The following is a 26,145-nucleotide window of genomic DNA, read 5'->3' as shown; positions in this document are numbered from 1 at the left end:
ATGTTACGACTTTTACGCAATGAACCTCGTGCAGCGTGCCTGCTGCTGGCTCTGGTGATGGCTAACCTGCTGGCCTGGGGGCTGGCGTGGCACACCTTTAGCGGCAGTACGGCGCTGATGGCGGCCAGCCTGCTGGCCTGGTGTTACGGACTGCGTCATGCGGTGGATGCCGACCATATCGCCGCGATTGATACCGTGACGCGTAAGATGATGCAGCAGGGCAAGCGCCCGTCCGGCGTGGGCGCATGGTTTTCCCTCGGACACTCCACCATCGTGGTGCTGGCCTCCATTGCCATCGCCGCCACCGCCACGGCGTTTCAGAAAAATATGGAATGGTTCCACGAAACCGGCAGCCTGATTGGCACCGCCGTCTCCGCCACCTTCCTGCTGGCGATGGCGCTGGTGAATATGGTGATCCTGCGCGGCGTCTGGCGCAGTTTTCAGGCACTGAAACACGGCAGGCCCGTGCAGGGCGACATCACGCTGCCTGCCCAGGGTGGCGTCATGAACTGGCTGTTCGGCAAAACCTTCCGCCTCGTCAATAAAAGCTGGCAGATGTATCTGGTGGGCTTCCTGTTTGGCCTCGGCTTTGACACGGCCACCGAAATCGGCGTACTGGGGATCTCCGCCGCCAGCGCCTCCAGCGGGATGTCGGTGTGGTCGATCATGATCTTCCCGGCGCTCTTCGCCAGCGGCATGGCGCTGGTGGATACGCTCGATAACCTGCTGATGGTGGGTGCCTACGGCTGGGCATTCAACAAGCCGCAGCGCAAGCTGTACTACAACATGACCATCACCGGCACTTCGGTGGTGGTGGCGCTGTTTATCGGCGGGCTGGAAGCGCTGGGTCTGCTGATGGACAAGTTCTCCCTCAGCGGCGGCGTGTGGGATCTGATTGGTGCGGTGAACGATAACCTGGGCGACGCCGGGTTTGTGGTGGTCGGGCTGTTTGTCGCCTGCTGGCTGATCTCAATGGCGAACTACCGCTGGCGCGGTTATGACGCGCTGGTGGTGCGGTCCTGAACCACGCAGCCCTGTTTTTGCCCGGCGGCGCTACGCTTGCGCGGGCCTACAAGGTTTACCGTTATGGTGTTAAGTAGGCCGGGTAAGCGGAGCGCCACCCGGCATGACGAGGGTTAAGCTGGTAGCGATTTCAGCAGCGCGAAGGCCTCCTTCATTCTGTCTTCGCTGACGACAAAGGCGCGCATCTGACCGTCGGTATCGGTGCCGCGCGCCACCATGCCCTGAGGCGAAAGGACAATCTCCCAGTCCAGATCCTGACGCTGCGTTTCACCTGCGAGATGCAGCGGTAGTTCCGGCGTTTTTACCTTCACCAGCATGGCGGGTAATTTCACCGGGGCGTTGCCGCCGAGCAGGTTTTTCGCCAGGAACATGGCGCTTAACTGAATCGGTTGCAGGAACGGCAGCACCTGGCCGTTAATTTCCGCGCAGTCGCCCAGGGCATAAATGTCCGGCTGGGTGGTTTGCAGGTAGCTGTCTACCTTCACGCCGCGATTGATCTCTGCGCCTGCGCGGTGCGCCAGCGCGGTTTCCGGGCGCAGCCCCGTCGCCGCAATAACCACATCCACTTCCACCCTGCGGGTGCGGTCGAGCGTCGCACAAATGCCGGTTTCGGTTTTACTCAGGCTCTGCAACTGCGATTTCAGCAGCAGATGCACGCCCATGTCGGTCAGACGATGCTGTAAGCGACTGCTTACTTCTGCCGGCATCAGCGCTGACAGAATGCTGGCCGCGTGGTCAACCAGGGTGACGGATTTTCCCGCCCGGCAGAAGTCCATCGCCAGCTCGGTGCCAATCAGCCCGCCGCCGACAATCATCACCCGCATGGCGTCGCGTAACAGGGTCTCGCTGGCCTGATACTCCTGCTGACTGTTGAGCGTGACCATCAACTCGCGGCCCTCAACCGGCGGCACAAACGCAGATGCCCCCGTCGCCAGCACCAGCTTGTCGTACTGCCAGGTTTTATCTTTCGCGTTCACCACGTGGGCGTCGGCGTCGATATCGGTGACCCAGGTGTACGGAAACAGACGCAGATTAAATTGTTCTGCAAACTCCCCCGCCGTCTGGCGGGTGAGATCGTCGGCGCGCTGATTTTGGCTAATGACGTGGCTTAAATCAGGCTTGTTGTACTCATCCATGCTGTCGGCGGCGATCACTGTCAACGGCACGTTAGCATCCTGTTTGCGGATATTTTTCACCAGCTGGCGGGCGGCAAAGCCCGAGCCGATAATGACGATGCCGTGGCTCATTTTGCCTCCGTTGCCAGTTCATCAAAGACGTCTTTTCCGAGGGAACATTCCGGGCAGAGGAAGTTGTCCGGCACCTCGCTCCACGGTGTACCCGGCGCGACATCCTGCAACGGCTCGCCCAGCTCAGGATCGTAAATCCACTGGCAGACGCTGCACTGCATGCAGGGGCCGAGGTCGGCAGCGGCAGGAGCGGCTTCTGCTACGGCTTCCGGCGCAGCAGCCGCGGCGGGTGCGGTTTCCGGCAGCGGCGCAAGCGCCCACTGGCGGGCAATGTCGCGACCGTGCTGGCGACAGATTTCCAGCGCGTCGAGATCCGGACGCCATTTCGCCTTCAGGCTCAGGGACATCTCAAAACCGGCATCCTGTAAACGGGTGGAGAGACGGTCTACCGCGCCGCCGCTCCAGCCGTGTGAACCAAAGGCGCTGGCGCGTTTGTTACGGAAGCGCAGGCCGGTCATCTCTTCCACCAGTCCGGCAATTTTCGGCATCATCACGTTATTCATGGTGGAGGTACCCACCAGCACGCCTTTGGAGCGGAAGACGTTGGTCAATACCTCATTCTTATCGCTGCGCGCCACGTTGAAGATTTTCACTGCCACGTTCGGGTCCACTTCGTTGATGCCCTGGGCAATGGCGTCCGCCATCATGCGGGTGTTGTTGGACATGGTGTCGTAGAAGATGGTGATGCGGTCTTCCTGATAGTCCGCCGCCCACTTCAGGTACAGCTCGACGATCTGGGTAGGATTTTCACGCCATACCACGCCGTGGGAGGTAGCAATCATATCCACTGGCAGGTTGAAGCCGAGGATCTCGGTGATTTTTGGCGTGACCAGACGGCTGAACGGCGTCAGGATGTTGGCGTAGTAGCGCTGGCACTGTTCGAACAGCTCGGTCTGATCCACTTCGTCGTTGAACAGACGTTCGTCGCAGTAGTGCTGGCCGAAGGCGTCGTTGCTGAACAGCACCGCGTCACCGGTCATGTAGGTCATCATGCTGTCCGGCCAGTGCAGCATTGGGGTTTCCACGAAGATCAGCTGTTTGCCGTTGCCGATATCCAGCGTGTCGCCGGTTTTTACGGTGTGGAAGTTCCACTCTGGATGGTGGTGGTGGCCGTTGATGGAGTCAATGGCGTTGGTGGTGCAGTAGATCGGGGTATCCGGAATGTGGGACATCAGCTCGGTCAGCGCCCCGGCGTGATCCTCTTCCGCGTGGTTGATGATGATGTAGTCGATGTCATTCAAATCGATTTCGCTGCGCAGGTTCTGCACGAACTCGCGGCTGAATTTGTGATCGACGGTATCGATCAGGACGTTTTTACCTTCACGAATGAGATAGCTGTTGTAGCTGCTGCCGCGCAGCGTTTTGTATTCCGTCCCGTGAAAATCACGTACTTCCCAGTCACGTTGACCCACCCAATGAATGTTATTTTTAACCAGAATAGACATAGCAACCTCAACTTAATACGGCGTTTTCAAATAAGATGACTGTCATATATCAAGTTGCGTGCCAGTTTTTTAACTCATTGAAAATAATGTATTTATATTTTTATTCTCCCTAATGGGTAGTCATTTTGACTATCTTAAAAATTGTCAATATGACACTATGTGTTGTCAAAATGACAGTGAGGCAGCGATGAGCTTTTCCGTAGATGTGCTGGCGAAGATCGCCATAGAACTGCAAACCGGTATTGGTCATCAGGACCGCTTTCAGCGGCTGATCTCCACGTTGCGCCACGTGCTGGATTGCGATGCCTCGGCGCTGCTGCGTTACGAAGGGCGGCAGTTTATTCCGCTGGCTATCGACGGTCTGGCGAAGGACGTACTCGGGCGGCGCTTTACCCTGGAGGGTCACCCGCGTCTGGAAACCATCGCCCGTGCGGGTGATGTGGTGCGTTTCCCGGCAGACAGCGATCTGCCCGATCCGTACGACGGCCTGATCCCCGGCCAGGAGAGCCTGAAGGTTCACGCCTGTATCGGCCTGCCGCTGTTTGCCGGGCAGAACCTGATTGGCGCGTTAACCCTCGACGGCATGTCGCCGGATCAGTTCGATACCTTCAGCGACGAAGAGCTACGGCTGATTGCCGCGCTGGCGGCCGGGGCGCTGAACAACGCCCTGCTGATAGAACAGCTGGAGAGCCAGAATATTCTTCCGGGTAGCCCGACGGCGTTTGAGCAGGTGGCGCACACCGAAATGATCGGACTTTCGCCGGGCATGGCGCAGCTTAAAAAAGAGATTGAGATTGTCGCCGCGTCTGATTTGAACGTGCTGATCTTCGGGGAGACCGGCACCGGTAAAGAGCTGGTGGCAAAAGCGATCCACGAAGCCTCGCCCCGTGCGGTGAACCCGCTGGTGTATCTCAACTGCGCGGCGCTGCCGGAAAGCGTGGCGGAAAGCGAGCTGTTCGGACACGTCAAAGGGGCCTTTACCGGGGCGATCAGCAACCGCAGCGGCAAGTTCGAAATGGCTGATAACGGCACGCTGTTCCTCGATGAAATTGGCGAACTCTCCCTTTCGCTCCAGGCCAAACTGCTGCGGGTGTTGCAGTATGGCGATATTCAACGCGTGGGTGACGATCGCAGCTTACGCGTGGATGTGCGCGTGCTGGCGGCGACGAACCGCGATCTGCGCGAAGAGGTGCTGGCGGGCAATTTCCGCGCCGATCTGTTCCACCGTCTGAGCGTGTTCCCGCTCACGGTGCCGCCGCTGCGCGAGCGGGGCGATGATGTGGTGCTGCTGGCGGGCTTTTTCTGCGAACAGTGTCGGCTCAAAATGGGGCTTTCCCGCGTGGTGCTAAGCCCCGGCGCGAGGACGCACCTGCTGAGCTACGGCTGGCCGGGTAACGTGCGTGAACTGGAACATGCGATTCACCGCGCGGTGGTGCTGGCGCGGGCTACGCGTTCGGGGGATGAAGTGGTTATCCATGCGCGCCATTTCGCGCTGCATGAGGAAACGACGCCGTCCGTGAAGCCAGTGATACCTGAGAGCGTGAACGAAAACCTGCGCGAGGCGACGGATGCGTTCCAGCGTCAGATGATCACCCGCGCCCTGGAGCAGAATAACCGCAGCTGGGCGGCATGCGCGCGGGCGCTGGAGATGGACGTCGCCAACCTTCACAGGCTGGCGAAACGTCTGGGGCTTAAGGGTTAAATAATCCCCGCCTGGTAGAAGTCTTGCAGGTTGATCGCGCCGCACAGCCTGCCGTGCTCGTCCACCACCGGCGCAGCGGTGATTTTGCGCTTCATCAGCACCTCTTTGGCTTCAATGGCGCGGCTGTCGGCATTCAGCGTCAGCCCGCCCCGGGTCATTGCTTCGGATACCCGCGCCTCCAGCTTGCCGCCGCCCACCAGCCAGCGGCGCAGGTCGCCGTCGGTGAAGACGCCCTTCACCTGGCGGTCGTTGTCGCATACCGCAACCAGCCCCAGCCCGGTGCGGCTCAGCTCCAGCATGGCGTCCATCACGCTGGTGTCGAGTTTGACCTGAGGAATGGCATCGTCCGTGCGCATCAGATGGTGAACCTTGTTGAGCAGACGTGCCCCAAGCGCGCCAGCAGGATGGGAACGGGCGAAATCCTCTTCGTTAAAGCCGCGGGCCTGCATAACCGCCATCGCCAGCGCGTCGCCCATCATCAGCGTGTTGACGGTGCTGGAGGTCGGTGCCAGGTGCATCGGGCAGGCTTCGCGCTCAACGGAAATATCCAGCGTTGCTTTCGCGGCCAGCGCCAGCGGCGAACGGGATTTGCCGGTCATCGCTAACAGGGCCACCGATTTTTCTTGCAGGCGAGGGATGATGAGATCCAGCTCTTTGGCTGAACCGGAGTAGGAGATAAACAGCATCACGTCGCGGCTTTCGATCATCCCCAGATCGCCGTGTAGCGCTTCGGCAGGATGCACGAAGAACGCCGGAGTGCCGGTGCTGGCAAGCGTCGCGGCAATCTTCTTGCCGATATGACCGGATTTACCGATACCCGCCACGATCACTTTGCCCTCGCAGTGGATAATGGTGTTGGCTGCACGAACAAAATCCTCACCCAGACGCTCCGGCAGGCGGCTGGCTTCCTGTAGCTCCAGCAGCAGAGTCTGGCGGCCTGCGTTTAACAGAAAATCACTCATTTTTCTCTCCGGTTACGATCACGTCGATGCCCTTCGCTTCCAGCGCTTTTTTAAATGCCGGATCGATACCTGCGTCGGTAATCAGCTTATCGACGCTTTCAAGGCTACAGACAATGTTGGGGCTTTTACGGCCAAACTTCGACGAGTCCGCCATCAAAATCACTTCCCGCGCGGCGTTGCACATCGCTTTGCTGACGCTGAACACCTCGTTGAAGGTGGTCACGCCCGCGTTGAGGTCGATGCCGTCCGTGCCCATAAACAGCTTATCGAAGCTGAAGTGGTCGAAGGCATTCTCCGCCAGCTGCCCGTGAAACGACGCGGATTTTTTACGGAAGGTGCCACCGGGCATCAGGATGGTCTGCTCGCTGTCGAACTCTGACAGGGCATTGACGATGTGCAGGCTGTTGGTCATCACGGTGATGTTATTAAAGCGGCTGAGCAGCGGGATCATCTGCAGGACGGTACTGCCAGCGTCGAGGATGATGGAATCGCCGTCCTGGATAAATTTGACCGCGGCTTCGGCAATCAGCGCTTTCTGGTGCGTATTAATCAGCGTCTTGTGATCGATAGGCGGGTCGGCTTCGTCTTTATTGAGCACCACGCCGCCGTAGGTACGAATGACGGCGCCGGAGTTTTCGAGCAACACCAGGTCCTTGCGTATTGTCGTGCCGGTGGTGTCAAAGTAGTGGGCCAGATCCTCTACCGAGCACTTTCCCTGCTTTTGCAGATGCTCAAGTATGGCCGCCTGCCGCTGACGTGGTTTCATAGGCGCTTCGTTCCTTACGTTGCGAAATGATAATTCCGCAAGTTTATAACTTTCACAACGAAATTATCCATGTTTCAGATTAAGCGCTAATGATAGTGCATTCTGACAGAGTGAATCATGGGGGAAGATCACATCAGGTTGTAATTCATGCAGCAAAATGCCGTTGATCGCCTGGATTTTCACCGGGCGGGCAAAGACGGTCATGCCGCGCATGATGAGGGAATCGCAGACCTTATTGTTTTCATCCAGCGCAACAGCGACGACAACCCGCGGTTTGAAGCGTCCGCCGGAACGCCCGACGCCCACACGGCCTTTCTGGCACAGGGCGTCAAAGGCGCGGTTAAACTGATGGATTTGCCAGCCGCCAAACGCCATCTGGCAGATCCAGGCGAGGGCGGCGACGGTGATTAATGCGGTTACCATATCGGCTCCTTAATTGCCGGGTGGCGGCTGCGCCTTACCCGGCCTACGGGGGTTGTAGCCCCGGTAAGTGCAGCGCCACCGGGGATTAAACTCAGAACATCACCTGCCCACCGGTGACGTTAATCGACTGCCCGGTGCAGTACGAGGCTTTCGGGCTGGCGTAAAACAGCAGCATGTTCAGCACGTCCTGATAATCACACCCGCGCTTGAGCGGCACTTTGTCGATGTAGTACTGCTCCACTTCTTCAGCTTTGATGCCGAGCTTGGAGGCGTACTGCGGCAGCAAGGACTGGAACATCGGCGATTTCAACAGGTTACCCAGCATCAGCGAGTGAACGGTGATGCCGTATTCGGCCAGATCCAGCGCCAGAGACTGCGTCAGCCCCACGCCGCCAAACTTCGCCGCGCTGTAGCCGGAGTTGTGCTTGCTGCCCACTTTCCCGGATTTCGAGTTGATCTGAATGATGCGCCCCTGAATACCATCGCGGATCATCAGCCGGGAAAACTCACGGGCGCAGAGGAAATAGCCCACCAGATTCACCTGCAACGAGCGGTCAAAATCCCCCAGTTCGAAATCGCTGATAAAGGCCGCTTTCGCGATCCCCGCGCTGTAGACCAGCAGGTCGATACGCCCAAATATCTCATCTACGCCGCGGGCCAGCGCCACCACGCTCTGCTCGCTGGTGGCGTCGGCACCAAATCCGTACGCCATCCCTTCGCCAAACTCGGTGTTGATGGCGTCCGCCACGCGGGCGGCTTTTTCACTCTGAATGTCCACAACCGCCACGCGGTAACCCTCTGCGGCAAGCCCACGGCAGAGGAACTCGCCTAAGGTTTGTCCCCCACCAATGACAACGGCAACCTGACTCATGTGTTTCTCCTTAATTACGCAACAAATTTTAACGTACAGCCTGGTGTGACAGCCTGCGGAACCGGCCCCTCAACGTGAACCGTGCCGGGATACTCCGCCTGCGGTTGCCCGTCAAAACGCAGGGTGATGTGCCCCAGCTCGCGCAGGTTTTGTTCAGCGACGTCGCCGACGGCGGTAACGGCATAGCGCGCCTCGCCCAGCTCAAGCTGGCTCCCGGCCTTCAGCTCGCCGTTTAGCTCGCCGTGGCAGTGGATAAAGCAAAACTCTTCGATATCCGCAGGCGCCCCTTCGCGGAAGGTGATCAGCATCTGGTCGCTCAGCGCATCGGCCGCGCTCTGGCCGATGCGGGTAATGGTGGTCTGGTAAATCACGGTCATGGCAGGAACCTCTTATTGATAAATAAAGCCGGAGACAAACCAGGCAATCAGCACCGTGGGCGCGCCCGTCAGGAAGCGGCTCACCAGCACGGAGGGGACGCCCACGCGCACGGTGTCCTGACGTGCTTCCGCCAGCGACAGCCCGACGGGGATGAAGTCGCACGCCGCCTGAGCGTTAATGGCGAAAAGGGCTGGCAGAGCGAGGTGCGGGGGAATGTTGCCCAGACCAATCTGTACGCCAATCAGCACGCCGATGACCTGGGCAATCACCGCGCCCGGGCCGAGAAACGGCGACAGCAGCGGGAAGGAGCAGATCAGCGCCAGCGTCACCAGGCCGAGCGGGTGGCTGGCGAGCGGGGCGAGGCCGTGGGCAATCCAGTCGCCGAGGCCGGAGGCCATGATGATACCGATCAGCGCCGAGACGAACGCCATAAACGGCAGAATGGTTTTCAGCACCGTGTCGATGGTGTCGCGCCCGGACTGGAACAGCACCGCCACGGCGGACCCCATCCCCATCCCGACCTTCGCCAGCAGGCCATCGCTCTGCTCGGTGATTTTTTTGCTGGTGTCGTACTCGCGCGGGGCCGCTTTTTGCGGCGCGGATGTGCCATTCACCAGCGTGATGTTGTCCTCCTTCACCCCAGAGACATAAATATCCTCAAGGATGTACTGCGCCAGCGGGCCGGATTTCCCGGTGGAGTGAATATTTACCGTCGGAATGCGGCGCTTCGGATAGATGCCGCAGCGCAGCGTGCCGCCGCAGTCGATCACCGCCATGCCGATTTCCGCTTCCGGCGGTTCGCCTTCCTTGAAGCCGTCGACCGCTTCCCAGCCCGTCAGCTCGTGCAGCCTGTCGACGATCGCCGGGCGCGTGCCCGCGGTGATGTACACAATCTTTTTGCCTTCGGTGGCGTCGAACTCCAGCGGGCCGCCCCAGCCGCCCGTGCCTTTCTCAATGCGGATCCGGTTCATGCTGTGGCTCCTGAAAGATGGACTTTCTGTTCAAGCTGGATGCCCATTTTTTTCTCAAAAATGGCGGTGGTGAGATCCGTCACCCAGCCGCGGAAGAAGTTGGTGACCAGACCGACCAGCAGGTAGCTCACCGCCAGCGGGCCGAGCGGCAGGCCAAGCGTGGTAAGGCCGCTGGCGATCCCGAGATAAACGAACAGCTCGCCGGGGTTGATGTGCGGGAACAGGCCGTTCATGGAATGGCAGCTGTAGGAGGCGGCGGCGTAATAGCTCGGCTTGTACTTCTCTGGCATAAAGCGGCCGAGGCTTAAGGTCATCGGGTTGCAGAACACAAAGGTGCCGATGAAGGGCAGGATCAGGTAGCGGGACAGCGGGTTTCCGGCGCAGCGCTGGGCGAAGCGTTCAATACGCTGCTGGCCGATAAAGTTAATCAGCGCGTTCATGATTACCAGCAGGCTGATCAGCAGGGGCAGGATCCCGGTCACCATGCCGGTGAATACCTCGCCGCCTTTCTGAAAAAGCCCGATGAACCACTCGGCGCCGTGGGTGATGGTTTCTATCATTCTTCTCTCCTGTAGGGCGTTTGTTTTTGTCTGTTCGGGGCTAATAATAATCAAATTGAAAGCTTTTAAAGTGTTAATTAGATCTCACAATGAAAGAAAAATGGATTAATTTGAAAGATAATTGGTGGGGCGAATGATTTTCGATGGAAAAAAGCGCGGATTTGCGTTGGGGAGGTGTGTACCGCTTCCTTGAGGTGTTGCGGATGCTTTACCATACTGGGTTCTTACCGAACTCGTTAAATGGATGCCACATGTTCAAGCGTCGTTATGCAGCGCTGTTACCTGCGCTTATTCTCCTGTCCGCCTGTAGTAGCAAACCCAGGACTGAAGCTGTTCAACAAACGGCGGGCGCGCCTTCCGGCGGGTTCCTGCTTGAGCCGCAGCACAATATGATGCAGATGGGCGGCGACTTCGCGAATAACCCTGCGGCCGAACAGTTCATCGATAAAATGGTGAGCAAGCACGGTTTTGATCGCCAGCAGCTGCATGCCATTTTGTCTCAGGCGAAGCGTCTGGACTACGTGCTGCGCCTGATGGACAGGCAGGCGCCGACGGCCCAGGTGCCGACCGGGCCAAACGGGGCGTGGCTGCGCTATCGCAAACAGTTTATTACCCCGGACAACGTGCAAAATGGCGTGGTGTTCTGGAATCAGTATGAAGACGCCCTGAATCGTGCGTGGCAGGTCTATGGCGTGCCGCCGGAGATCATCGTCGGTATTATTGGGGTCGAGACTCGCTGGGGACGCATTATGGGTAAAACCCGCATCCTCGATGCGCTGGCGACGCTCTCCTTCAACTACCCGCGCCGCGCCGAGTATTTCTCCTCTGAACTGGAAACCTTCCTGCTGATGGCGCGAGACGAACAGGACGATCCGTTAGATCTGAAAGGGTCGTTCGCCGGTGCGATGGGCTACGGCCAGTTTATGCCGTCCTCCTATAAGCAGTACGCGGTAGATTTTAACGGGGATGGTCACATCAACCTGTGGGATCCCGAAGACGCCATTGGCAGCGTGGCCAACTACTTCAAAGCGCACGGCTGGACGCCGGGCGGCCAGGTGGCGGTACAGGCGAACGGCGAAGCGTTTGGTCTGGAAAACGGATTTAAAACCAAATACAGCGTGGCGCAGCTTGCAGCGGCAGGCTTAACGCCGTCGCAGCCGCTGGGCAATGTTGACCAGGTGAGTCTGCTGCGCCTGGATGTCGGAACCGGTTATCAGTACTGGTTCGGGCTGCCGAACTTCTACACCATTACCCGCTACAACCACAGCACGCACTATGCGATGGCGGTGTGGCAGCTGGGGCTGGCGGTGTCTCAGGCGCGTGTGCCGGCAGCGTCACCGTTTAGCCAGTAAGTTACCCCGACGGGTAGGCCGGGTAAGGCAACGCCGCCACCCGGCATGGCTGCCCGCACGGTGCGGCCTGATGCCCTCACCCTGACCCTCTCCCACGGGAGAGGGAAGTTTGCAGAAACATTTCGCCACACTCCCATTTTACTCCCGCCGTTTACATCTCAATCGCCTTTCATTATTGTTATGTTATAACATTATTGAATTGAGATATCCATGTCCCTGTTTTCTCTCTCATCCTCGCTTCGGCTGCTGCTGGCGCTGGTGCTCATTCTGTTTCTCGGCCTGGCCTTGCGCTGGGCGGTGGCGTTGCCATGATCGTGATGAACGACCTGGTGGCGGGTTACGATCGCCAGCCCGTTACGCGCGCACTGTCCGGCGTGATTGAACGCGGGAGCATGACCGCCATCGTCGGGGCCAACGGCTGCGGCAAATCCACGCTGCTGAAAACGCTCGCTGGCTTTCTTCCGCCCGTCAGCGGTACGTTTCGCTGGCAGGGGAGACGTCCGGTGGTGGGCTGGCTGGCGCAGCGTCACGCGCTGGAGGCGCAATTTCCTCTGACCGTGCAGGACGTGGTGAGCATGGGCTGCTGGCCAGAAATCTCGCTATTTGCCGGTTTTCGTCGGGATACCCGCATGCGCATTGCCGGCGCGCTTGAGCGCGTGGGGCTGGCGTCCATGGCGTTATCCACCATCGATGAACTCTCCGGCGGGCAATTCCAGCGCATGCTGTTTGCCCGCGTTTTAGTGCAGCAGGCACCGCTGGTGATGCTGGACGAACCCTTCACCGGCGTTGATGAAGCGACCTGCAACGTGCTGATGGATCTGATGCTGGAGATGTATATGCAGGGGCAGACCCTGCTGGCGGTTCTGCATGACAGCGAGCGCGTAGCACGTCACTTCCCGCAGACGTTACGTCTGGACGCTGATATTCCCCAATGGAAAACCGAGCGGGTGAGGGTGGCATGATCTGGCATACATTCTTCCAGCCGTTTATTGAGTACGGCTTTATGCGCCGTGCGCTGGTGGTTTGCCTGGCGCTCTCCGTCAGCACCACGGCGCTGGGCGTATTCCTTCAGCTGCGTCGGATGAGCCTGATGGGGGACGCCCTTTCTCATGCCATTTTGCCGGGTGTCGCGGTGGGCTATCTGCTCAGCGGTATGTCGCTGCTGGCAATGACTGTCGGCGGGTTTATTGCCGGGATCGCCGTTGCGCTGGTGGCCGGGCTGGTCAGCCGCCGCACGCCCCTTAAAGAGGATGCCAGCTTCGCGGGGTTTTACCTGGGTTCCCTGGCGCTGGGCGTCACGCTGGTGTCGCTGCGCGGTTCAAATGTCGATCTGCTTCATCTTCTGTTTGGCTCCATTCTCGCCGTGGATAGCGCGTCAGCCCTGTTCGTGACGGGCGTTTGCATGTTCACGCTCCTCACGCTGGCGATGTTTTATCGTGGGCTGGTCAGCGAAGCGTTCGATACCGCGTGGTTGCAGGTGAACGCGCGCTGGCTGCCCGGGATGTTACACGGTCTGTTTCTGGCGCTGCTGGTGCTCAACCTGGTGGCCGGTTTTCAGGTGCTCGGCACGTTGATGGCCGTCGGGCTGATGATGTTACCCGCCGTGGCGGCACGCTGCTGGGTGCGCACCCTGCCTGGGTTACTTCTGATGGCGGGTATCAGCGGTATTTTTTGCGCCTGGCTGGGCTTAAGCCTTTCCTGGGCAGTGAGTCTGCCCGCCGGGCCCTCCATTGTGCTGACCGCCAGCGCATTGTTCTTTATTTCCGTTTTATTTGGCACGCGCAGCAGGCTGGCGGATAGCCTGCGGGCGCTTTTTTAACGCAAGGGGAAACGATGAAACGTACAGGGTTAGCCGTGGCGCTCGCGCTCGGCATGATGACGCACGGCGTAATGGCGAAAACGCTTAATGTGGTGACCAGCTTTTCCATCCTGGGAGACATCACGCAGCAGGTTGGCGGCGATCGTGTGAAGGTGACGACGCTGGTGGGGCCGGACGGTGATCCCCATACTTTCGAACCCTCGCCCAAAGACAGCGCGGCGCTGAGTAAAGCCGACGTGGTGGTAGTCAATGGGCTGGGGCTGGAGGGCTGGCTCGATCGTCTGGTGAAAGCCTCCGGATTCAAAGGCCAGCTGGTGGTTGCTTCGGACGGCGTGAAAACGCACACGCTGGAAGAGGACGGTAAAACCGTGACCGATCCGCACGCGTGGAACAGCGCGGCGAACGGCGCGCTGTATGCGCAAAATATTCTCTCTGGGCTGGTGAAGGCCGATCCTGAAGATACGGCGGCGCTTGAAGCTACCGGTAAACCCTATATTGCGCAGCTCTCTCAGCTGGACGGTTGGGCTAAAAAGCGTTTCAGCGACATCCCACAGGCGAAGCGCAAAGTGCTGACCAGCCACGACGCCTTCGGCTATTTCAGCCGCGCCTACGGCGTGACGTTTATGGCGCCGCAGGGGCTGTCGTCTGAGAGTGAAGCCAGCGCGGCGCAGGTAGCGGAGATCATCAATCAGATTAAAGCTGACGGCGTGAAAACCTGGTTTATGGAAAACCAGCTTGATCCGCGCCTGGTGAAGCAGATTGCGACCGCCACGGGCGCCCAGCCGGGCGGTGAACTTTACCCGGAAGCGCTGTCCGCGAAGGGCGGCGTGGCGGACACCTACGTCAAGGCGTTTCGCCACAATGTGGATACCCTCGCTAACAGCATGAAATAAGCGTCTCTCTGGCCGGTGCGCCCGCATCGGCTTTTTTCTGAAGCCCCCTCGTAAAACCCGACGCGCATCCCCATATTTGATGAGAAAGTGCTATCTTGTGCTGCATGTTTTTCTAAGGCCTGGAGCGAGAATGACTGACCATGAATTGATGCAGCTAAGCGAAGTGGTGGGGCTGGCGCTGAAACAGCGCGGCGCGACTCTCACGACCGCAGAATCCTGCACCGGCGGCTGGGTGGCGAAAGCAATTACCGATATTGCTGGCAGTTCCGCCTGGTTTGAACGCGGCTTTGTGACCTACAGTAACGAGGCTAAAGCGCAGATGATTGGCGTGCGTGAAGCCACGCTTGAGCAGCATGGCGCGGTCAGCGAGCCGGTGGTGATCGAAATGGCGATTGGCGCGCTGAAAGAGGCGCGCGCAGATTACGCTATCTCCATCAGCGGTATCGCGGGGCCGGACGGCGGCAGCGACGTGAAGCCTGTCGGCACCGTCTGGTTTGGCTTTGCCACCTCAAAAGGTGAAGGGATCACCCGCCGGGAATGCTTCAGCGGCGATCGCGAAAGCGTGCGTCGTCAGGCAACGGAATACGCGTTAAAAACGCTCTGGCAACAATTTCTACAAAATACTTGATACTGTATGACTATACAGTATAATTGCCTCAACAGAACAGAAGTCCATGGTGAAGCGCAGTTGCTTCTCCCGGCATGACAGGAGTAATAATGGCTATCGACGAAAACAAACAGAAAGCGTTGGCGGCAGCACTGGGCCAGATCGAAAAACAATTCGGTAAAGGCTCCATCATGCGCCTGGGTGAAGACCGTTCCATGGACGTGGAAACTATCTCCACTGGTTCGCTTTCTCTTGATATCGCACTGGGCGCTGGCGGTTTGCCGATGGGCCGTATCGTAGAAATCTACGGTCCGGAATCCTCGGGTAAAACCACCCTGACGTTGCAGGTTGTTGCGGCGGCACAGCGCGAAGGTAAAACCTGTGCGTTTATCGATGCCGAGCACGCGCTGGACCCGGTCTATGCCCGTAAACTGGGCGTTGATATCGACAACCTGCTGTGCTCACAGCCGGACACCGGCGAGCAGGCCCTGGAAATTTGTGACGCGCTGGCGCGCTCAGGTGCGGTTGACGTGATCATCGTCGACTCCGTTGCGGCGCTGACGCCAAAAGCGGAAATTGAAGGTGAAATCGGTGACTCTCACATGGGCCTCGCGGCACGTATGATGAGCCAGGCGATGCGTAAGCTGGCGGGTAACCTGAAGCAGTCCAATACGCTGCTGATCTTCATCAACCAGATCCGTATGAAAATTGGTGTAATGTTCGGTAACCCGGAAACCACCACCGGCGGTAACGCTCTGAAATTCTACGCTTCTGTCCGTCTGGATATCCGCCGTATCGGCGCGGTGAAAGAGGGGGATAACGTCGTCGGTAGCGAAACCCGCGTGAAGGTTGTGAAGAACAAAATCGCAGCACCGTTCAAACAGGCTGAATTCCAGATCCTCTACGGCGAAGGTATCAACTTCCTCGGCGAGCTGGTTGACCTGGGCGTGAAAGAGAAGCTGATTGAAAAAGCGGGCGCATGGTACAGCTACAACGGTGACAAGATTGGTCAGGGTAAAGCGAATGCTATCTCCTGGCTGAAAGAGAACCCGGCGGCGGCGAAAGAGATTGAGAAGAAGGTGCGTGAACTCCTGCTGAGCAACCAGGACTCTAAACCTGATTTCGTGGTCGACGGCGCGGATGCTGAAGAAACCAACGAAGACTTTTAATCCTCTCGGATAAAAATGAAGGGCTGCTGATGCGGCCCTTTTTGCATTTCTGAATCGACAGGTTTTTTATGAGTGAACCGACATCACGCCGACCAGCCTACTCACGCTTGCTGGATCGGGCCGTGCGTATTCTTGCCGTGCGTGACCATAGCGAACAGGAGCTGCGGCGGAAACTGTCAGCGCCCGTCATGAGCAAAAACGGTCCGGAAGACATTGATGCCACCGCGGAAGATTATGACCGCGTGGTTGCCTGGTGCTACGAGCATCACTATCTGGATGACGGCCGTTTTGCCGCTCGCTTTCTTGCCAGCCGTGGTCGTAAAGGCTATGGGCCAGCGCGTATCCGCCAGGAGCTGAACCAGAAAGGTGTAGCCCGTGAATCGATTGAAAAAGCCATGCGCGAAAGTGAAATCGACTGGTGCGAACTGGCGCGTGAGCAGGCGGTACGAAAGTACGGTGAGCCGCTGCCGCGTGAATTTTCAGAAAAAGTTAAAATCCAGCGCTTTTTGCTCTACCGCGGCTTCCTGATGGAAGATATTCAGGATATCTGGCGTAATTTTAACGATTGAACGCATGCGGGATTTTACTTCCCACTAAAGAAAACTTATCTTATTCCCACTTTTTCCAGTAGCTGGTCCGTCCAACTGTTTACAGATACAGATCTGCTGCGACATTTCGTTAGCTTGATTTCAGGATAATTATGAGCAAGAGCACCGCTGAGATCCGTCAGGCGTTTCTCGATTTTTTCCATAGTAAGGGACACCAGGTTGTTGCCAGCAGCTCCCTGGTACCGAACAATGACCCGACTCTGCTGTTTACCAACGCCGGGATGAACCAGTTCAAGGATGTGTTCCTTGGTCTCGACAAGCGTAATTATTCCCGCGCCACAACCTCACAGCGTTGCGTGCGTGCGGGCGGTAAACACAACGATCTGGAAAACGTCGGTTACACCGCGCGCCACCACACTTTCTTCGAAATGCTGGGTAACTTCAGCTTCGGCGACTACTTCAAACACGACGCCATTCAATATGCGTGGGAACTGCTGACCGGTGAAAACTGGTTTAATCTGCCGAAAGAGCGTCTGTGGGTGACCGTGTATGAGACCGATGACGAAGCGTTCGACATCTGGGAAAAAGAAGTGGGTATCCCTCGCGAACGTATCATCCGTATCGGTGACAACAAAGGCGCGCCTTACGCGTCTGATAACTTCTGGCAGATGGGCGACACTGGCCCTTGCGGTCCGTGCACCGAGATCTTCTACGATCATGGTGACCACATCTGGGGCGGCCCTCCGGGAAGCGCGGAAGAAGATGGCGATCGCTACATTGAGATCTGGAACATTGTCTTCATGCAGTTCAACCGTCAGGCCGACGGCACCATGGAGCCGCTGCCAAAACCGTCCGTAGATACCGGTATGGGTCTTGAGCGTATCGCGGCCGTTCTGCAACACGTTAACTCCAACTATGAGATTGACCTGTTCAGCACCCTGATCAAAGCCGTTGCCGAAGTGACGGGCGCAACCGATCTGAACAACAAATCACTGCGCGTTATCGCAGACCATATTCGTTCTTGTGCGTTCCTGATTGCTGACGGCGTTATCCCGTCGAATGAAAACCGTGGCTATGTGCTGCGTCGTATCATTCGTCGTGCGATCCGTCATGGCAACATGCTGGGCGCGAAGGACACCTTCTTCTATAAACTCGTTGGGCCACTGATTGGCGTGATGGGCTCTGCCGGTGACGAGCTGAAACGCCAGCAGGCGCAGGTTGAACAGGTTCTGAAAACCGAAGAAGAGCAGTTTGCCCGTACGCTGGAGCGCGGACTGGCGCTGCTGGACGACGAGCTGGCGAAACTCAAGGGCGACACGCTGGATGGCGAAACCGCTTTCCGCCTGTACGACACCTACGGCTTCCCGGTTGACCTGACGGCGGACGTTTGCCGCGAGCGCAACATCAAAGTTGACGAAGCAGGCTTTGAAGCCGCAATGGAAGAGCAGCGTCGTCGTGCGCGTGAATCCAGCGGTTTTGGCGCGGACTACAACGCGATGATCCGCGTTGATAGCGCGTCTGAATTTAAAGGCTACGAAGAGCTGGCTCTGACCAGCAACGTGACCGCGCTGTTTGTTGACGGTAAAGCCGTAGACAGCATTAGCGCAGGTCAGGAAGCGGTTGTTATCCTGGATAAAACACCGTTCTATGCGGAATCCGGCGGCCAGGTTGGCGATAAAGGCGAACTGAAAGGCAATGGCTTCAGCTTCAGCGTAAGCGATACCCAGAAATACGGTCAGGCAATTGGTCACCAGGGCAAACTGGTTTCCGGTTCTCTGAAAGTGGGCGAGGGCGTTCAGGCCAACGTTGACGAAGCTCGCCGCGCGCGCATCCGTCTGAACCACTCGGCAACCCACCTGATGCACGCAGCCCTGCGCGAAGTGCTGGGTACGCACGTTGCACAGAAAGGTTCTCTGGTTAACGACAAAGTGCTGCGTTTCGACTTCTCGCATTTTGAAGCGATGAAGCCGTCTGAAATTCGTGCGGTGGAAGACCTGGTGAATGCCCAGATCCGCCGCAACCTGCCAATCGAAACCCACATCATGGATCTTGAGGCAGCGAAGAAGAAAGGTGCGATGGCGCTGTTTGGCGAGAAATATGACGACCGCGTTCGCGTGCTGAGCATGGGCGACTTCTCTACCGAACTGTGTGGCGGTACTCACGCATCACGCACCGGTGACATCGGCTTGTTCCGCATCGTTTCCGAGTCGGGTACGGCGGCAGGCGTGCGTCGTATTGAGGCGGTGACCGGGGAAGGTGCAATTGCCAGCCTGCATGCGCAGAGCGACCAGCTGCACGAGATCGCGCAGCTGCTGAAAGGCGATAGCCAGAACCTGGGCGAGAAAGTGCGTGTCGCGCTGGATCGTACCCGTCAGCTGGAAAAAGAACTCCAGCAGCTGAAAGAACAGGCTGCGGCGCAGGAGAGCGCAAACCTCTCCAGCAAAGCGGTAGACATTAAGGGCGTCAAACTGCTGGTCAGCGACCTGGCGGGCGTTGAGCCTAAGATGCTGCGTACCATGGTCGACGATCTGAAGAACCAGCTTGGTTCGACGGTTATCGTGCTGGCAACGGTCGCAGAGGGTAAGGTTTCTCTGATTGCGGGCGTCTCTAAGGATGTGACGGATCGTGTCAAAGCAGGGGAACTGATTGGCATGGTCGCCCAGCAGGTGGGTGGCAAAGGTGGCGGTCGTCCGGACATGGCGCAAGCCGGTGGTACGGATGCGGCGGCACTTCCCGCGGCATTAGCCAGCGTTGAAAGCTGGGTAAGCGCGAAACTGTAATAACTACAAAGCACAAGCAGACGCCATAGCGGTAACGTTATGGCGTCTTGCTCACTGCGCTATCGATAACGATAAAGTCAGGTTGAGTTTGTGTATATCGGCTAAACTTACGTTTAACAGAATGTGATGCCGTGACTGCTTACACTTTACGTGTTTGTCATCGCTTACTTTTTGGCGTTATATGATGGATAATGCCGGGATACAAGAGACCCGACTCTTTTAATCTTTCAAGGAGCAAAGAATGCTGATTCTGACTCGTCGAGTTGGTGAGACCCTCATGATTGGGGATGAGGTCACCGTGACAGTTTTAGGGGTAAAGGGTAACCAGGTACGTATTGGTGTTAACGCTCCTAAAGAAGTATCTGTCCACCGTGAAGAGATCTACCAGCGTATCCAGGCTGAAAAATCCCAGCAGTCCAGTTACTGATATTGTCGCGTCTCGCTGTCGGGCGAGACGCAACCCTCCCGCTATTTTTCCTGCATAAAGTTACCGTTCTATTTCAAACGCTTCGTTTTTGACCACTCTCATAATCTTATCTCATCCAAATGACGCGCTTCTCTCAACACAATTCTGTGAAGATGTCTGCAAAATCCGCTTATAAAACACTCTCTTTGCGGCTTTTACATGCGAATTGCGTGCGAATTGTGCAAACGAAAAAAGCATGTGGAAAATTGTTTGACTTATAAGTCCCAGAAAGTAATATATGCGCCACGCAGCGACGAGAAGCTCTTAACGAGTTGCTCGAAGCACTCGAAAGAGGCGTTGTGTGGTGAGGTGGCCGAGAGGCTGAAGGCGCTCCCCTGCTAAGGGAGTATGCGGTCAAAAGCTGCATCCGGGGTTCGAATCCCCGCCTCACCGCCATTTTGCATCCGTAGCTCAGCTGGATAGAGTACTCGGCTACGAACCGAGCGGTCGGAGGTTCGAATCCTCCCGGATGCACCATCTATTACTTCATATTGCTTTCGAAGTGATATGAATATCGAGCAGTACAGTAGTAAATCCCGATGCATCCGTAGCTCAGCTGGATAGAGTACTCGGCTACGAACCGAGCGGTCGGAGGTTCGAATCCTCCCGGATGCACCATTTTTTACTTCATATTGCTTTTGAAGTGATATGAGTATCGAGAAGTACAGCAGTAAATCCCGATGCATCCGTAGCTCAGCTGGATAGAGTACTCGGCTACGAACCGAGCGGTCGGAGGTTCGAATCCTCCCGGATGCACCATCTCTTCTTGTGATCCCCTTCGATGTTTAGTTCTTAATCACTCTCATTGTTATCACTTCGCAATCAGCGACAAAAATCCCCTTTTACGATAAAGTAATGCTTTGTTAATCGTTTAGCGAGAGCACGATGTACGCACAGTATGACGGTTTGATCTTCGACATGGACGGCACCCTCCTGGATACCGAACCCACGCATCGTCAGGCCTGGACCGAAGTCCTGGGCCGTTACGGTATGCGCTTCGATTTACAGGCGATGATTGCCCTCAACGGATCGCCCACCTGGCGTATCGCACAGGCCGTGATTGAGCTGAATCAGGCCGATCTCGACCCGCACCAGCTCGCGCGTGAAAAAACCGACGCGGTAAAAGCCATACTGTTAGACACCGTGCAGCCTTTACCACTCATTGACGTCGTCAAGGAGTGGCACGGCCGTCGTCCTATGTCTGTCGGTACGGGCAGCGAGAGCGCGATTGCTGAAGCGCTACTCAAACACCTTGGCCTGCGCCACTATTTTTCTGCCGTCGTTGCCGCCGATCATGTTAAACATCACAAACCCGCACCGGATACCTTCCTGCGCTGTGCAGAATTAATGGGTGTACCACCTGCAAAATGCGTGGTGTTTGAAGATGCTGATTTTGGCATTCAGGCCGCGCGTGATGCCGGAATGGCGGCGGTGGATGTTCGCTTACTGTGAGTGACGCGCTGTCACTCGCTTCATTATTCGCCAGCAGTTTTTTAAGCTCCACCCTCTTACCGGGGAATTCGGAAGTGGTGCTGGTGGCGATGCTGTTGTCCGGCGTGAGTCAGCCCTGGTTGCTGGTCTTAATAGCAACAATGGGTAATAGCCTTGGAGGGCTGACTAACGTTATTCTTGGACGTTTCTTTCCGCTACGCGAAAAATCTCGCTGGCAGGAAAAGGCAGTGGGCTGGCTAAAACGCTATGGCGCTGCCACGCTGTTATTAAGCTGGATGCCTGTAATAGGCGATTTACTGTGTCTGCTGGCGGGATGGATGCGCATCTCCTGGGGACCGGTGCTCTTTTTTTTGTGCCTTGGCAAGGCGTTACGCTATGTTTTACTGGCATGGGTAACACTACAGGGTATGACGTGGTGGCACTAATTGGTGGAATGAATTCGCGACCTTCAATCGTCAACCATTACAATTATGCTGAGTGACAATTTTTTGACAGGCGGGAGGTCAAATTGATCCCGGACGTATCACAGGCGCTGGCCTGGCTGGAAAATCACCCTCAGGCACTGAAGGGGATTCAGCGTGGGCTTGAGCGCGAAACGCTGCGCGTAAATGCGGATGGTAGCTTAGCGACTACGGGACACCCGAAGGCGTTAGGCTCGGCGCTGACACATAAATGGATCACAACCGATTTCGCCGAAGCGCTGCTGGAGTTCATTACGCCAGTAGACGGTGATATTGATCATATGCTGACGATCATGCGCGACGTGCATCGCTTCACCGCCCGCAACCTCGGCGACGAGCGTATGTGGCCGCTCAGCATGCCGTGCTATATCGAGCAGGGGCAGGAGATTGAGCTGGCTCAGTACGGCACCTCGAATATTGGACGGCTGAAAACGCTGTATCGCGAAGGACTGAAAAATCGCTACGGCGCACTGATGCAGACGATCTCTGGCGTGCACTACAATTTCTCTCTGCCGATGGCGTTCTGGCAGGCGAAGTGCGGTGAAACGGATAAAGAAGCGATCTCCGCGGGCTACTTCCGCCTGATCCGCAACTACTACCGTTTTGGCTGGGTTATTCCGTATCTGTTCGGCGCGTCCCCGGCTATCTGTTCATCGTTCCTGCAAGGGAAACCGACCACGCTGCCGTTCGAGAAGACCGAGTGTGGCATGTACTATCTGCCGTACGCGACCTCGCTGCGCCTGAGCGACCTTGGCTATACCAATAAGTCGCAAAGCAATCTCGGAATTACGTTTAACGATCTGCACGAATATGTGGCAGGCCTGAAGCGGGCGATAAAAACCCCGTCGGAAGAGTACGAAAAAATCGGCCTCGAAAAAGACGGCAAGCGCCTGCAAATTAACACCAACGTATTGCAGATTGAAAATGAACTGTATGCGCCGATTCGTCCGAAGCGCGTGACGCGCAGCGGTGAAACGCCGTCGGATGCGCTACAGCGCGGCGGGATCGAATACATTGAAGTGCGCTCGCTGGATATCAACCCGTTCTCACCGATTGGCGTTGACGAGCAGCAGGTTCGCTTCCTTGACCTGTTTATGGTCTGGTGCGTACTGGCGGATGCGCCGGAAATGAGTTCCGACGAACTGCTGTGTACTCGTGCCAACTGGAATCGCGTGATTCTGGAAGGGCGCAAGCCGGGTCTGACGTTAGGTATTGGCTGTGAAACGGCCCAGTTCCCACTGTCTAAGGTAGGGAAGGATCTGTTCCATGACCTGAAGCGCGTAGCCCAGACGCTGGATAGCGTGTACGGCGGCGAAGCTTACCAGAAGGTCTGCGACGAACTGGTTGAAAGCTTCGATAACCCGGAACTGACATTCTCAGCACGTATTCTGCGTTCTATGATTGAACAGGGAATTGGTGGCACAGGGCGTTCACTCTCAGCGGAGTACCGTGAGATGCTGATGCAGGAGCCGTTAGAGATCCTGAGCGAAGCGGATTTTGTGGCAGAGCGCGATGCGTCCGTTGTGCGTCAGAAAGAGGTCGAAGCGGCGGATACGGAGTCGTTTGAGGCGTTTCTGGCGAAGCAGGCCTGAACCAAAAGAAAAAGGCCACATCGCTGTGGCCAAAATATACATCTCTGAATTCAGGGATGATGATAACAAATGCGCGTCTTTCATATACTCAGACGCGCATTCTGTAGAAGAGTTCAGTTTATTTTAAAAAAAATCACTATCGGAGGTGACGTATGCCGTTATTAGATAGCTTTACTGTCGACCATACCCGTATGGAAGCACCAGCAGTCCGCGTGGCGAAGACCATGAACACGCCGCACGGCGACACGATCACCGTTTTCGACCTGCGCTTCTGCGTGCCGAATAAAGAAGTGATGCCAGAGAAAGGCATTCACACGCTGGAACACCTTTTCGCCGGATTCATGCGCGACCACCTGAACGGCAACGGCGTGGAGATCATCGATATCTCTCCGATGGGCTGCCGCACCGGTTTCTACATGAGCCTGATTGGTCAGCCTGAAGAGAAACGCGTCGCGGATGCGTGGAAAGCGGCCATGGAAGACGTGCTGAAGGTGAAAGAGCAGAACCAGATCCCAGAGCTGAACGTTTACCAGTGTGGCACTTACCAGATGCACTCTCTGGAAGAAGCTCAGGAGATTGCCCGCCATATCATCGAACGTGATGTTCGTGTAAACAGCAACGACGAGCTGGCCCTGCCAAAAGAAAAACTTCAGGAACTGCACATTTAGTATTGTGCCTGTGGATGCCCGGTGGCGCTTCGCTGACCGGGCCTACAATACTGATGACGACAACCACGGCCAGCTCCGCGCTGGCGACGCCGGTATCGCGATCGTTTTGCGGATGCACGCTGATACAGACGTCGCTGCGGCGGCTGAAGTAGTGGCAGAAATACTCGATCTGGTCGAAATAGACGTTCGGCGTGCTCACTTCGACGTAAGTCTGTCGAGAGCCAGCGCGTGGCGCGGGTGTGTTCAGCATGGTACGCTCCTGTTGTCTTTTCACTCTCGTGAATCAATTTCAGGCGCGCTGCTTTATTGGAACTGACAATCGCTGTCGCGTTTTGGACACGGTGCGGTGTTTTGCCGTATGGCGGCTACGCCTTATCCGGCCTACGTTCGTAGGCCCGGTAAGCGAAGCGCCACCGGGCAAACCGTGCACAGGGCTAGTGCGCTCCACCACCCCCGCTACCGGCACCAAACGGTGGTTTGGCAAACCACACCAGCCCCAGCAGGACGATGAAGATCCCCGCCGATATCCAGAAAATCTCGTTTGCCGAGATAATCAGCCCCTGGTTGGTGATCTGCTGGGCAAGCCAGCCGGACGCCTGCTGCTCCGTCATCCCCATCCCCTCAAGCTGGCTATACATCTGCTGAGCGTTAGGGTTGAACGGGTTCACCGCTTCGGTCAACTGGGCATGGTGCATCGCTTCCCGGTTGGTCCACAGCGTGGTGGTGATCGATGTCCCGATGGAGCCCGCCAGCGTACGGGTGAAGTTCGACAGGCTCGATGCCGCCGCCATCCGCTCAGGCGGCAAGCCCGAAAGCGTAATGGTGGTCAGTGGCATAAAGAAGCACGCCACAGCAAAGCCCTGAATAAACTGCGGCCACGCGGAGGCGCCAAAGTCCATTCCCGGTTCAAACGTATACGCGCGCCAGTAGAAGCACACGGCGTACATGATGAAGCTGAACGTCACCAGCCTGCGCATGTCGAGCTTATGGGCGAAACGGCCAATAATCGGCGACAGCAGAACCGGAATTAACCCCACCGGCGCGGAGGCCAGCCCCGCCCAGGTTGCGGTATAGCCGTACACCTCCTGCAACAGCTGCGGCAGCAGAACAATCGCGCCGAAGTAGAGCATATAGGCGAGGCTGATACAGAGGCAGCCGATGGTGAAGTTTCGCGATTTAAACAGCGAGAGGTCGACTATCGGATTTTCGTCCGTCAGCTCCCAGACAATCAGGAAGCTAATGGCAACCACGGCGACCACCGTCAGCACGATGATTTCCGTAGAGGCGAACCAGTCCAGCTCTTTGCCGCGGTCGAGCATGATTTGCAGGCTGCCGATGCCGACAACCAGCAGTGCCAGCCCGATGCCGTCGATCCGCCGCTGTTCGGTCCGCGTTTCGCGACCACGCAGAGACTGTAGCGTCATCAGCACCACCAGCGCACCGATGGGTACGTTGATGAAGAAGATCCAGCCCCAGTGATAGTTATCGCTGATATAGCCGCCGAGGATTGGCCCGCAAATTGGGGCGACAATCACCGTCATCGACCACAGCGCGAGCGCGATGGAGCGCTTGGCGGGCGGATAGTTGTTCAGCAGCAAACTCTGCGAAAGCGGAATCAACGGCCCGGCGACAATCCCCTGGATGACGCGGAAGAAAATCAGCATTGTCAGGCTGCTGGACATGCCGCAGGCCCAGGAGGCCAGCACGAACAGGATCGTCGACCAGAGGAACAGCTTCACTTCACCGACGCGCTTCGCCAGCCAGCCGGTGATGGGAATAGAGATGGCGTTCGCCACCCCGAATGAGGTAATGACCCAGGTCCCCTGGCTCAGCGATGAGCCAAGGTTCCCGGCGATCGTAGGGATCGCCACGTTTGCGATGGTGGAGTCCAGCACCTGCATGAATGTCGCCAGCGACAGCGCAATGGTCATAATGACCAGCTGCGCCCCCTCAAGCGGTTTTTGCGGCTTTTGCTGTTGCATAACGCTCA

25 protein-coding genes, 4 tRNA genes and 1 pseudogene are annotated in these 26,145 nt (G+C 57.1%); 19 read left to right on the top strand and 11 right to left on the bottom strand.

Annotated elements, in window-relative coordinates; translation table 11 throughout:
• The gene (locus ACQG1K_RS17270) at positions 1-1,023 is read left to right on the top strand and encodes a HoxN/HupN/NixA family nickel/cobalt transporter (protein ID WP_022649154.1); all 1,023 of its coding nucleotides are present in this window, start codon (positions 1-3) and stop codon (positions 1,021-1,023) included.
• Positions 1,024-1,136: 113 nt separating this feature from the next.
• Here ACQG1K_RS17270 and norW read toward each other — a convergent pair whose 3' ends face one another.
• The gene (norW, locus tag ACQG1K_RS17265; RefSeq protein ID WP_367075730.1) at positions 1,137-2,270 is read right to left on the bottom strand and encodes an NADH:flavorubredoxin reductase NorW; all 1,134 of its coding nucleotides are present in this window, start codon (positions 2,268-2,270) and stop codon (positions 1,137-1,139) included.
• A complete protein-coding gene (gene norV, locus ACQG1K_RS17260; protein ID WP_022649152.1) occupies positions 2,267-3,715 on the bottom strand; it encodes an anaerobic nitric oxide reductase flavorubredoxin in 1,449 nt (482 codons plus the stop codon). Before norV ends, norW begins: the two co-directional genes overlap by 4 nt.
• A 187-nt stretch (positions 3,716-3,902) precedes the next feature.
• Here norV and norR point away from each other — a divergent pair, with 187 nt between their 5' ends.
• The gene (gene norR / locus ACQG1K_RS17255) at positions 3,903-5,417 is read left to right on the top strand and encodes a nitric oxide reductase transcriptional regulator NorR (RefSeq protein WP_023298459.1); all 1,515 of its coding nucleotides are present in this window, start codon (positions 3,903-3,905) and stop codon (positions 5,415-5,417) included.
• On the opposite strand, the gene gutQ is transcribed toward norR, so the two are convergent.
• The 7 genes from gutQ to srlA form a co-directional block, all read right to left on the bottom strand.
• Positions 5,414-6,379 carry an arabinose-5-phosphate isomerase GutQ gene (gene gutQ / locus ACQG1K_RS17250; protein WP_023298458.1) on the bottom strand — a complete coding sequence of 322 codons (966 nt, stop codon included), beginning with the start codon at positions 6,377-6,379 and terminating at the stop codon, positions 5,414-5,416. The two genes, norR and gutQ, sit on opposite strands and share 4 nt — an antisense overlap.
• Entirely contained in the window at positions 6,372-7,145 is a 774-nt protein-coding gene (gene srlR / locus ACQG1K_RS17245; protein ID WP_015571676.1) for a glucitol operon DNA-binding transcriptional repressor SrlR, read from the bottom strand. The genes gutQ and srlR overlap by 8 nt, the downstream gene beginning before the upstream one ends.
• A 63-nt stretch (positions 7,146-7,208) precedes the next feature.
• Positions 7,209-7,568, bottom strand: a complete 360-nt coding sequence (gutM, locus tag ACQG1K_RS17240; RefSeq protein WP_058646234.1) for a transcriptional regulator GutM — start codon at positions 7,566-7,568, stop codon at positions 7,209-7,211.
• Between the two features lie 91 nt (positions 7,569-7,659).
• Positions 7,660-8,439, bottom strand: a complete 780-nt coding sequence (gene srlD, locus ACQG1K_RS17235) for a sorbitol-6-phosphate dehydrogenase (protein WP_023306810.1) — start codon at positions 8,437-8,439, stop codon at positions 7,660-7,662.
• A 14-nt stretch (positions 8,440-8,453) separates the two neighbouring features.
• The gene (gene srlB, locus ACQG1K_RS17230; RefSeq protein ID WP_022649147.1) at positions 8,454-8,816 is read right to left on the bottom strand and encodes a PTS glucitol/sorbitol transporter subunit IIA; all 363 of its coding nucleotides are present in this window, start codon (positions 8,814-8,816) and stop codon (positions 8,454-8,456) included.
• A 12-nt stretch (positions 8,817-8,828) separates the two neighbouring features.
• Positions 8,829-9,788: a PTS glucitol/sorbitol transporter subunit IIB gene (gene srlE / locus ACQG1K_RS17225; RefSeq protein ID WP_367075728.1), complete on the bottom strand. Its 960-nt coding sequence runs from the start codon at positions 9,786-9,788 to the stop codon at positions 8,829-8,831.
• The gene (srlA, locus tag ACQG1K_RS17220) at positions 9,785-10,348 is read right to left on the bottom strand and encodes a PTS glucitol/sorbitol transporter subunit IIC (protein ID WP_003862164.1); all 564 of its coding nucleotides are present in this window, start codon (positions 10,346-10,348) and stop codon (positions 9,785-9,787) included. Before srlA ends, srlE begins: the two co-directional genes overlap by 4 nt.
• Before the next feature lie 251 nt (positions 10,349-10,599).
• On the opposite strand from srlA, the gene mltB reads away from it, so the two are divergent.
• From mltB to luxS, 17 genes are all read left to right on the top strand, one after another.
• A complete protein-coding gene (gene mltB, locus ACQG1K_RS17215) occupies positions 10,600-11,700 on the top strand; it encodes a lytic murein transglycosylase B (RefSeq protein WP_022649145.1) in 1,101 nt (366 codons plus the stop codon).
• A gap of 308 nt (positions 11,701-12,008) precedes the next feature.
• On the top strand, positions 12,009-12,662 hold the full coding sequence (locus ACQG1K_RS17210; RefSeq protein WP_063146452.1) for a metal ABC transporter ATP-binding protein: 654 nt from the start codon (positions 12,009-12,011) through the stop codon (positions 12,660-12,662).
• A complete protein-coding gene (locus ACQG1K_RS17205) occupies positions 12,659-13,519 on the top strand; it encodes a metal ABC transporter permease (protein WP_022649142.1) in 861 nt (286 codons plus the stop codon). The genes ACQG1K_RS17210 and ACQG1K_RS17205 overlap by 4 nt, the downstream gene beginning before the upstream one ends.
• 14 nt (positions 13,520-13,533) lie before the next feature.
• Entirely contained in the window at positions 13,534-14,412 is an 879-nt protein-coding gene (locus ACQG1K_RS17200; protein WP_022649141.1) for a metal ABC transporter substrate-binding protein, read from the top strand.
• A gap of 130 nt (positions 14,413-14,542) precedes the next feature.
• Entirely contained in the window at positions 14,543-15,040 is a 498-nt protein-coding gene (gene pncC / locus ACQG1K_RS17195; RefSeq protein WP_003862172.1) for a nicotinamide-nucleotide amidase, read from the top strand.
• 89 nt (positions 15,041-15,129) lie between these two features.
• Positions 15,130-16,188, top strand: a complete 1,059-nt coding sequence (recA, locus tag ACQG1K_RS17190; RefSeq protein ID WP_022649140.1) for a recombinase RecA — start codon at positions 15,130-15,132, stop codon at positions 16,186-16,188.
• A 68-nt stretch (positions 16,189-16,256) separates the two neighbouring features.
• Positions 16,257-16,757, top strand: coding sequence for a recombination regulator RecX (recX, locus tag ACQG1K_RS17185; protein WP_367075724.1), 501 nt, complete (start codon positions 16,257-16,259; stop codon positions 16,755-16,757).
• Between the two features lie 131 nt (positions 16,758-16,888).
• The gene (gene alaS, locus ACQG1K_RS17180) at positions 16,889-19,516 is read left to right on the top strand and encodes an alanine--tRNA ligase (protein ID WP_032676479.1); all 2,628 of its coding nucleotides are present in this window, start codon (positions 16,889-16,891) and stop codon (positions 19,514-19,516) included.
• Positions 19,517-19,757: 241 nt separating this feature from the next.
• A complete protein-coding gene (gene csrA, locus ACQG1K_RS17175) occupies positions 19,758-19,943 on the top strand; it encodes a carbon storage regulator CsrA (RefSeq protein ID WP_000906486.1) in 186 nt (61 codons plus the stop codon).
• Positions 19,944-20,285: 342 nt separating this feature from the next.
• Positions 20,286-20,378, top strand: a tRNA-Ser gene (locus ACQG1K_RS17170).
• A 4-nt stretch (positions 20,379-20,382) separates the two neighbouring features.
• A tRNA-Arg gene (locus ACQG1K_RS17165) sits at positions 20,383-20,459 on the top strand.
• A gap of 64 nt (positions 20,460-20,523) precedes the next feature.
• A tRNA-Arg gene (locus tag ACQG1K_RS17160) sits at positions 20,524-20,600 on the top strand.
• Between the two features lie 64 nt (positions 20,601-20,664).
• Positions 20,665-20,741, top strand: a tRNA-Arg gene (locus ACQG1K_RS17155).
• 126 nt (positions 20,742-20,867) lie between these two features.
• Positions 20,868-21,434, top strand: a complete 567-nt coding sequence (gene yqaB / locus ACQG1K_RS17150; RefSeq protein ID WP_022649138.1) for a fructose-1-phosphate/6-phosphogluconate phosphatase — start codon at positions 20,868-20,870, stop codon at positions 21,432-21,434.
• Complete coding sequence (locus ACQG1K_RS17145; protein WP_017692791.1) at positions 21,431-21,859, top strand: YqaA family protein; 429 nt, start codon at positions 21,431-21,433, stop codon at positions 21,857-21,859. Before yqaB ends, ACQG1K_RS17145 begins: the two co-directional genes overlap by 4 nt.
• 83 nt (positions 21,860-21,942) lie before the next feature.
• On the top strand, positions 21,943-23,487 hold the full coding sequence (gene gshA, locus ACQG1K_RS17140; protein WP_058676734.1) for a glutamate--cysteine ligase: 1,545 nt from the start codon (positions 21,943-21,945) through the stop codon (positions 23,485-23,487).
• Positions 23,488-23,639: 152 nt separating this feature from the next.
• The gene (luxS, locus tag ACQG1K_RS17135) at positions 23,640-24,155 is read left to right on the top strand and encodes an S-ribosylhomocysteine lyase (protein WP_003862180.1); all 516 of its coding nucleotides are present in this window, start codon (positions 23,640-23,642) and stop codon (positions 24,153-24,155) included.
• A 61-nt stretch (positions 24,156-24,216) separates the two neighbouring features.
• Here luxS and ACQG1K_RS17130 read toward each other — a convergent pair.
• Positions 24,217-24,360, bottom strand: a pseudogene (locus ACQG1K_RS17130) (hypothetical protein); the annotation flags it as partial.
• 229 nt (positions 24,361-24,589) lie between these two features.
• Positions 24,590-26,137, bottom strand: coding sequence for a multidrug efflux MFS transporter permease subunit EmrB (gene emrB / locus ACQG1K_RS17125; RefSeq protein WP_022649134.1), 1,548 nt, complete (start codon positions 26,135-26,137; stop codon positions 24,590-24,592).
• Positions 26,138-26,145 lie beyond the last annotated feature (8 nt).

This window comes from Enterobacter cloacae complex sp. 402C9 (assembly GCF_050030745.1).
Taxonomy (GTDB): Bacteria; Pseudomonadota; Gammaproteobacteria; order Enterobacterales; family Enterobacteriaceae; genus Enterobacter; species Enterobacter intestinihominis.
Note: the sequence above shows the minus strand (reverse complement) of the source record. Positions and strands in the feature narration are given on the sequence as shown.

Excerpts from the sequence above, each read along its gene's own strand:
- ACQG1K_RS17270 (WP_022649154.1), top strand. The coding sequence starts at position 1 with ATGTTACGACTTTTACGCAATGAACCTCGTGCAGCGTGCCTGCTGCTG.
- norW (WP_367075730.1), bottom strand. The coding sequence starts at position 2,270 with ATGAGCCACGGCATCGTCATTATCGGCTCGGGCTTTGCCGCCCGCCAG.
- norV (WP_022649152.1), bottom strand. The coding sequence starts at position 3,715 with ATGTCTATTCTGGTTAAAAATAACATTCATTGGGTGGGTCAACGTGAC.
- norR (WP_023298459.1), top strand. The coding sequence starts at position 3,903 with ATGAGCTTTTCCGTAGATGTGCTGGCGAAGATCGCCATAGAACTGCAA.
- gutQ (WP_023298458.1), bottom strand. The coding sequence starts at position 6,379 with ATGAGTGATTTTCTGTTAAACGCAGGCCGCCAGACTCTGCTGCTGGAG.
- srlR (WP_015571676.1), bottom strand. The coding sequence starts at position 7,145 with ATGAAACCACGTCAGCGGCAGGCGGCCATACTTGAGCATCTGCAAAAG.
- gutM (WP_058646234.1), bottom strand. The coding sequence starts at position 7,568 with ATGGTAACCGCATTAATCACCGTCGCCGCCCTCGCCTGGATCTGCCAG.
- srlD (WP_023306810.1), bottom strand. The coding sequence starts at position 8,439 with ATGAGTCAGGTTGCCGTTGTCATTGGTGGGGGACAAACCTTAGGCGAG.
- srlB (WP_022649147.1), bottom strand. The coding sequence starts at position 8,816 with ATGACCGTGATTTACCAGACCACCATTACCCGCATCGGCCAGAGCGCG.
- srlE (WP_367075728.1), bottom strand. The coding sequence starts at position 9,788 with ATGAACCGGATCCGCATTGAGAAAGGCACGGGCGGCTGGGGCGGCCCG.
- srlA (WP_003862164.1), bottom strand. The coding sequence starts at position 10,348 with ATGATAGAAACCATCACCCACGGCGCCGAGTGGTTCATCGGGCTTTTT.
- mltB (WP_022649145.1), top strand. The coding sequence starts at position 10,600 with ATGTTCAAGCGTCGTTATGCAGCGCTGTTACCTGCGCTTATTCTCCTG.
- ACQG1K_RS17210 (WP_063146452.1), top strand. The coding sequence starts at position 12,009 with ATGATCGTGATGAACGACCTGGTGGCGGGTTACGATCGCCAGCCCGTT.
- ACQG1K_RS17205 (WP_022649142.1), top strand. The coding sequence starts at position 12,659 with ATGATCTGGCATACATTCTTCCAGCCGTTTATTGAGTACGGCTTTATG.
- ACQG1K_RS17200 (WP_022649141.1), top strand. The coding sequence starts at position 13,534 with ATGAAACGTACAGGGTTAGCCGTGGCGCTCGCGCTCGGCATGATGACG.
- pncC (WP_003862172.1), top strand. The coding sequence starts at position 14,543 with ATGACTGACCATGAATTGATGCAGCTAAGCGAAGTGGTGGGGCTGGCG.
- recA (WP_022649140.1), top strand. The coding sequence starts at position 15,130 with ATGGCTATCGACGAAAACAAACAGAAAGCGTTGGCGGCAGCACTGGGC.
- recX (WP_367075724.1), top strand. The coding sequence starts at position 16,257 with ATGAGTGAACCGACATCACGCCGACCAGCCTACTCACGCTTGCTGGAT.
- alaS (WP_032676479.1), top strand. The coding sequence starts at position 16,889 with ATGAGCAAGAGCACCGCTGAGATCCGTCAGGCGTTTCTCGATTTTTTC.
- csrA (WP_000906486.1), top strand. The coding sequence starts at position 19,758 with ATGCTGATTCTGACTCGTCGAGTTGGTGAGACCCTCATGATTGGGGAT.
- yqaB (WP_022649138.1), top strand. The coding sequence starts at position 20,868 with ATGTACGCACAGTATGACGGTTTGATCTTCGACATGGACGGCACCCTC.
- luxS (WP_003862180.1), top strand. The coding sequence starts at position 23,640 with ATGCCGTTATTAGATAGCTTTACTGTCGACCATACCCGTATGGAAGCA.
- emrB (WP_022649134.1), bottom strand. The coding sequence starts at position 26,137 with ATGCAACAGCAAAAGCCGCAAAAACCGCTTGAGGGGGCGCAGCTGGTC.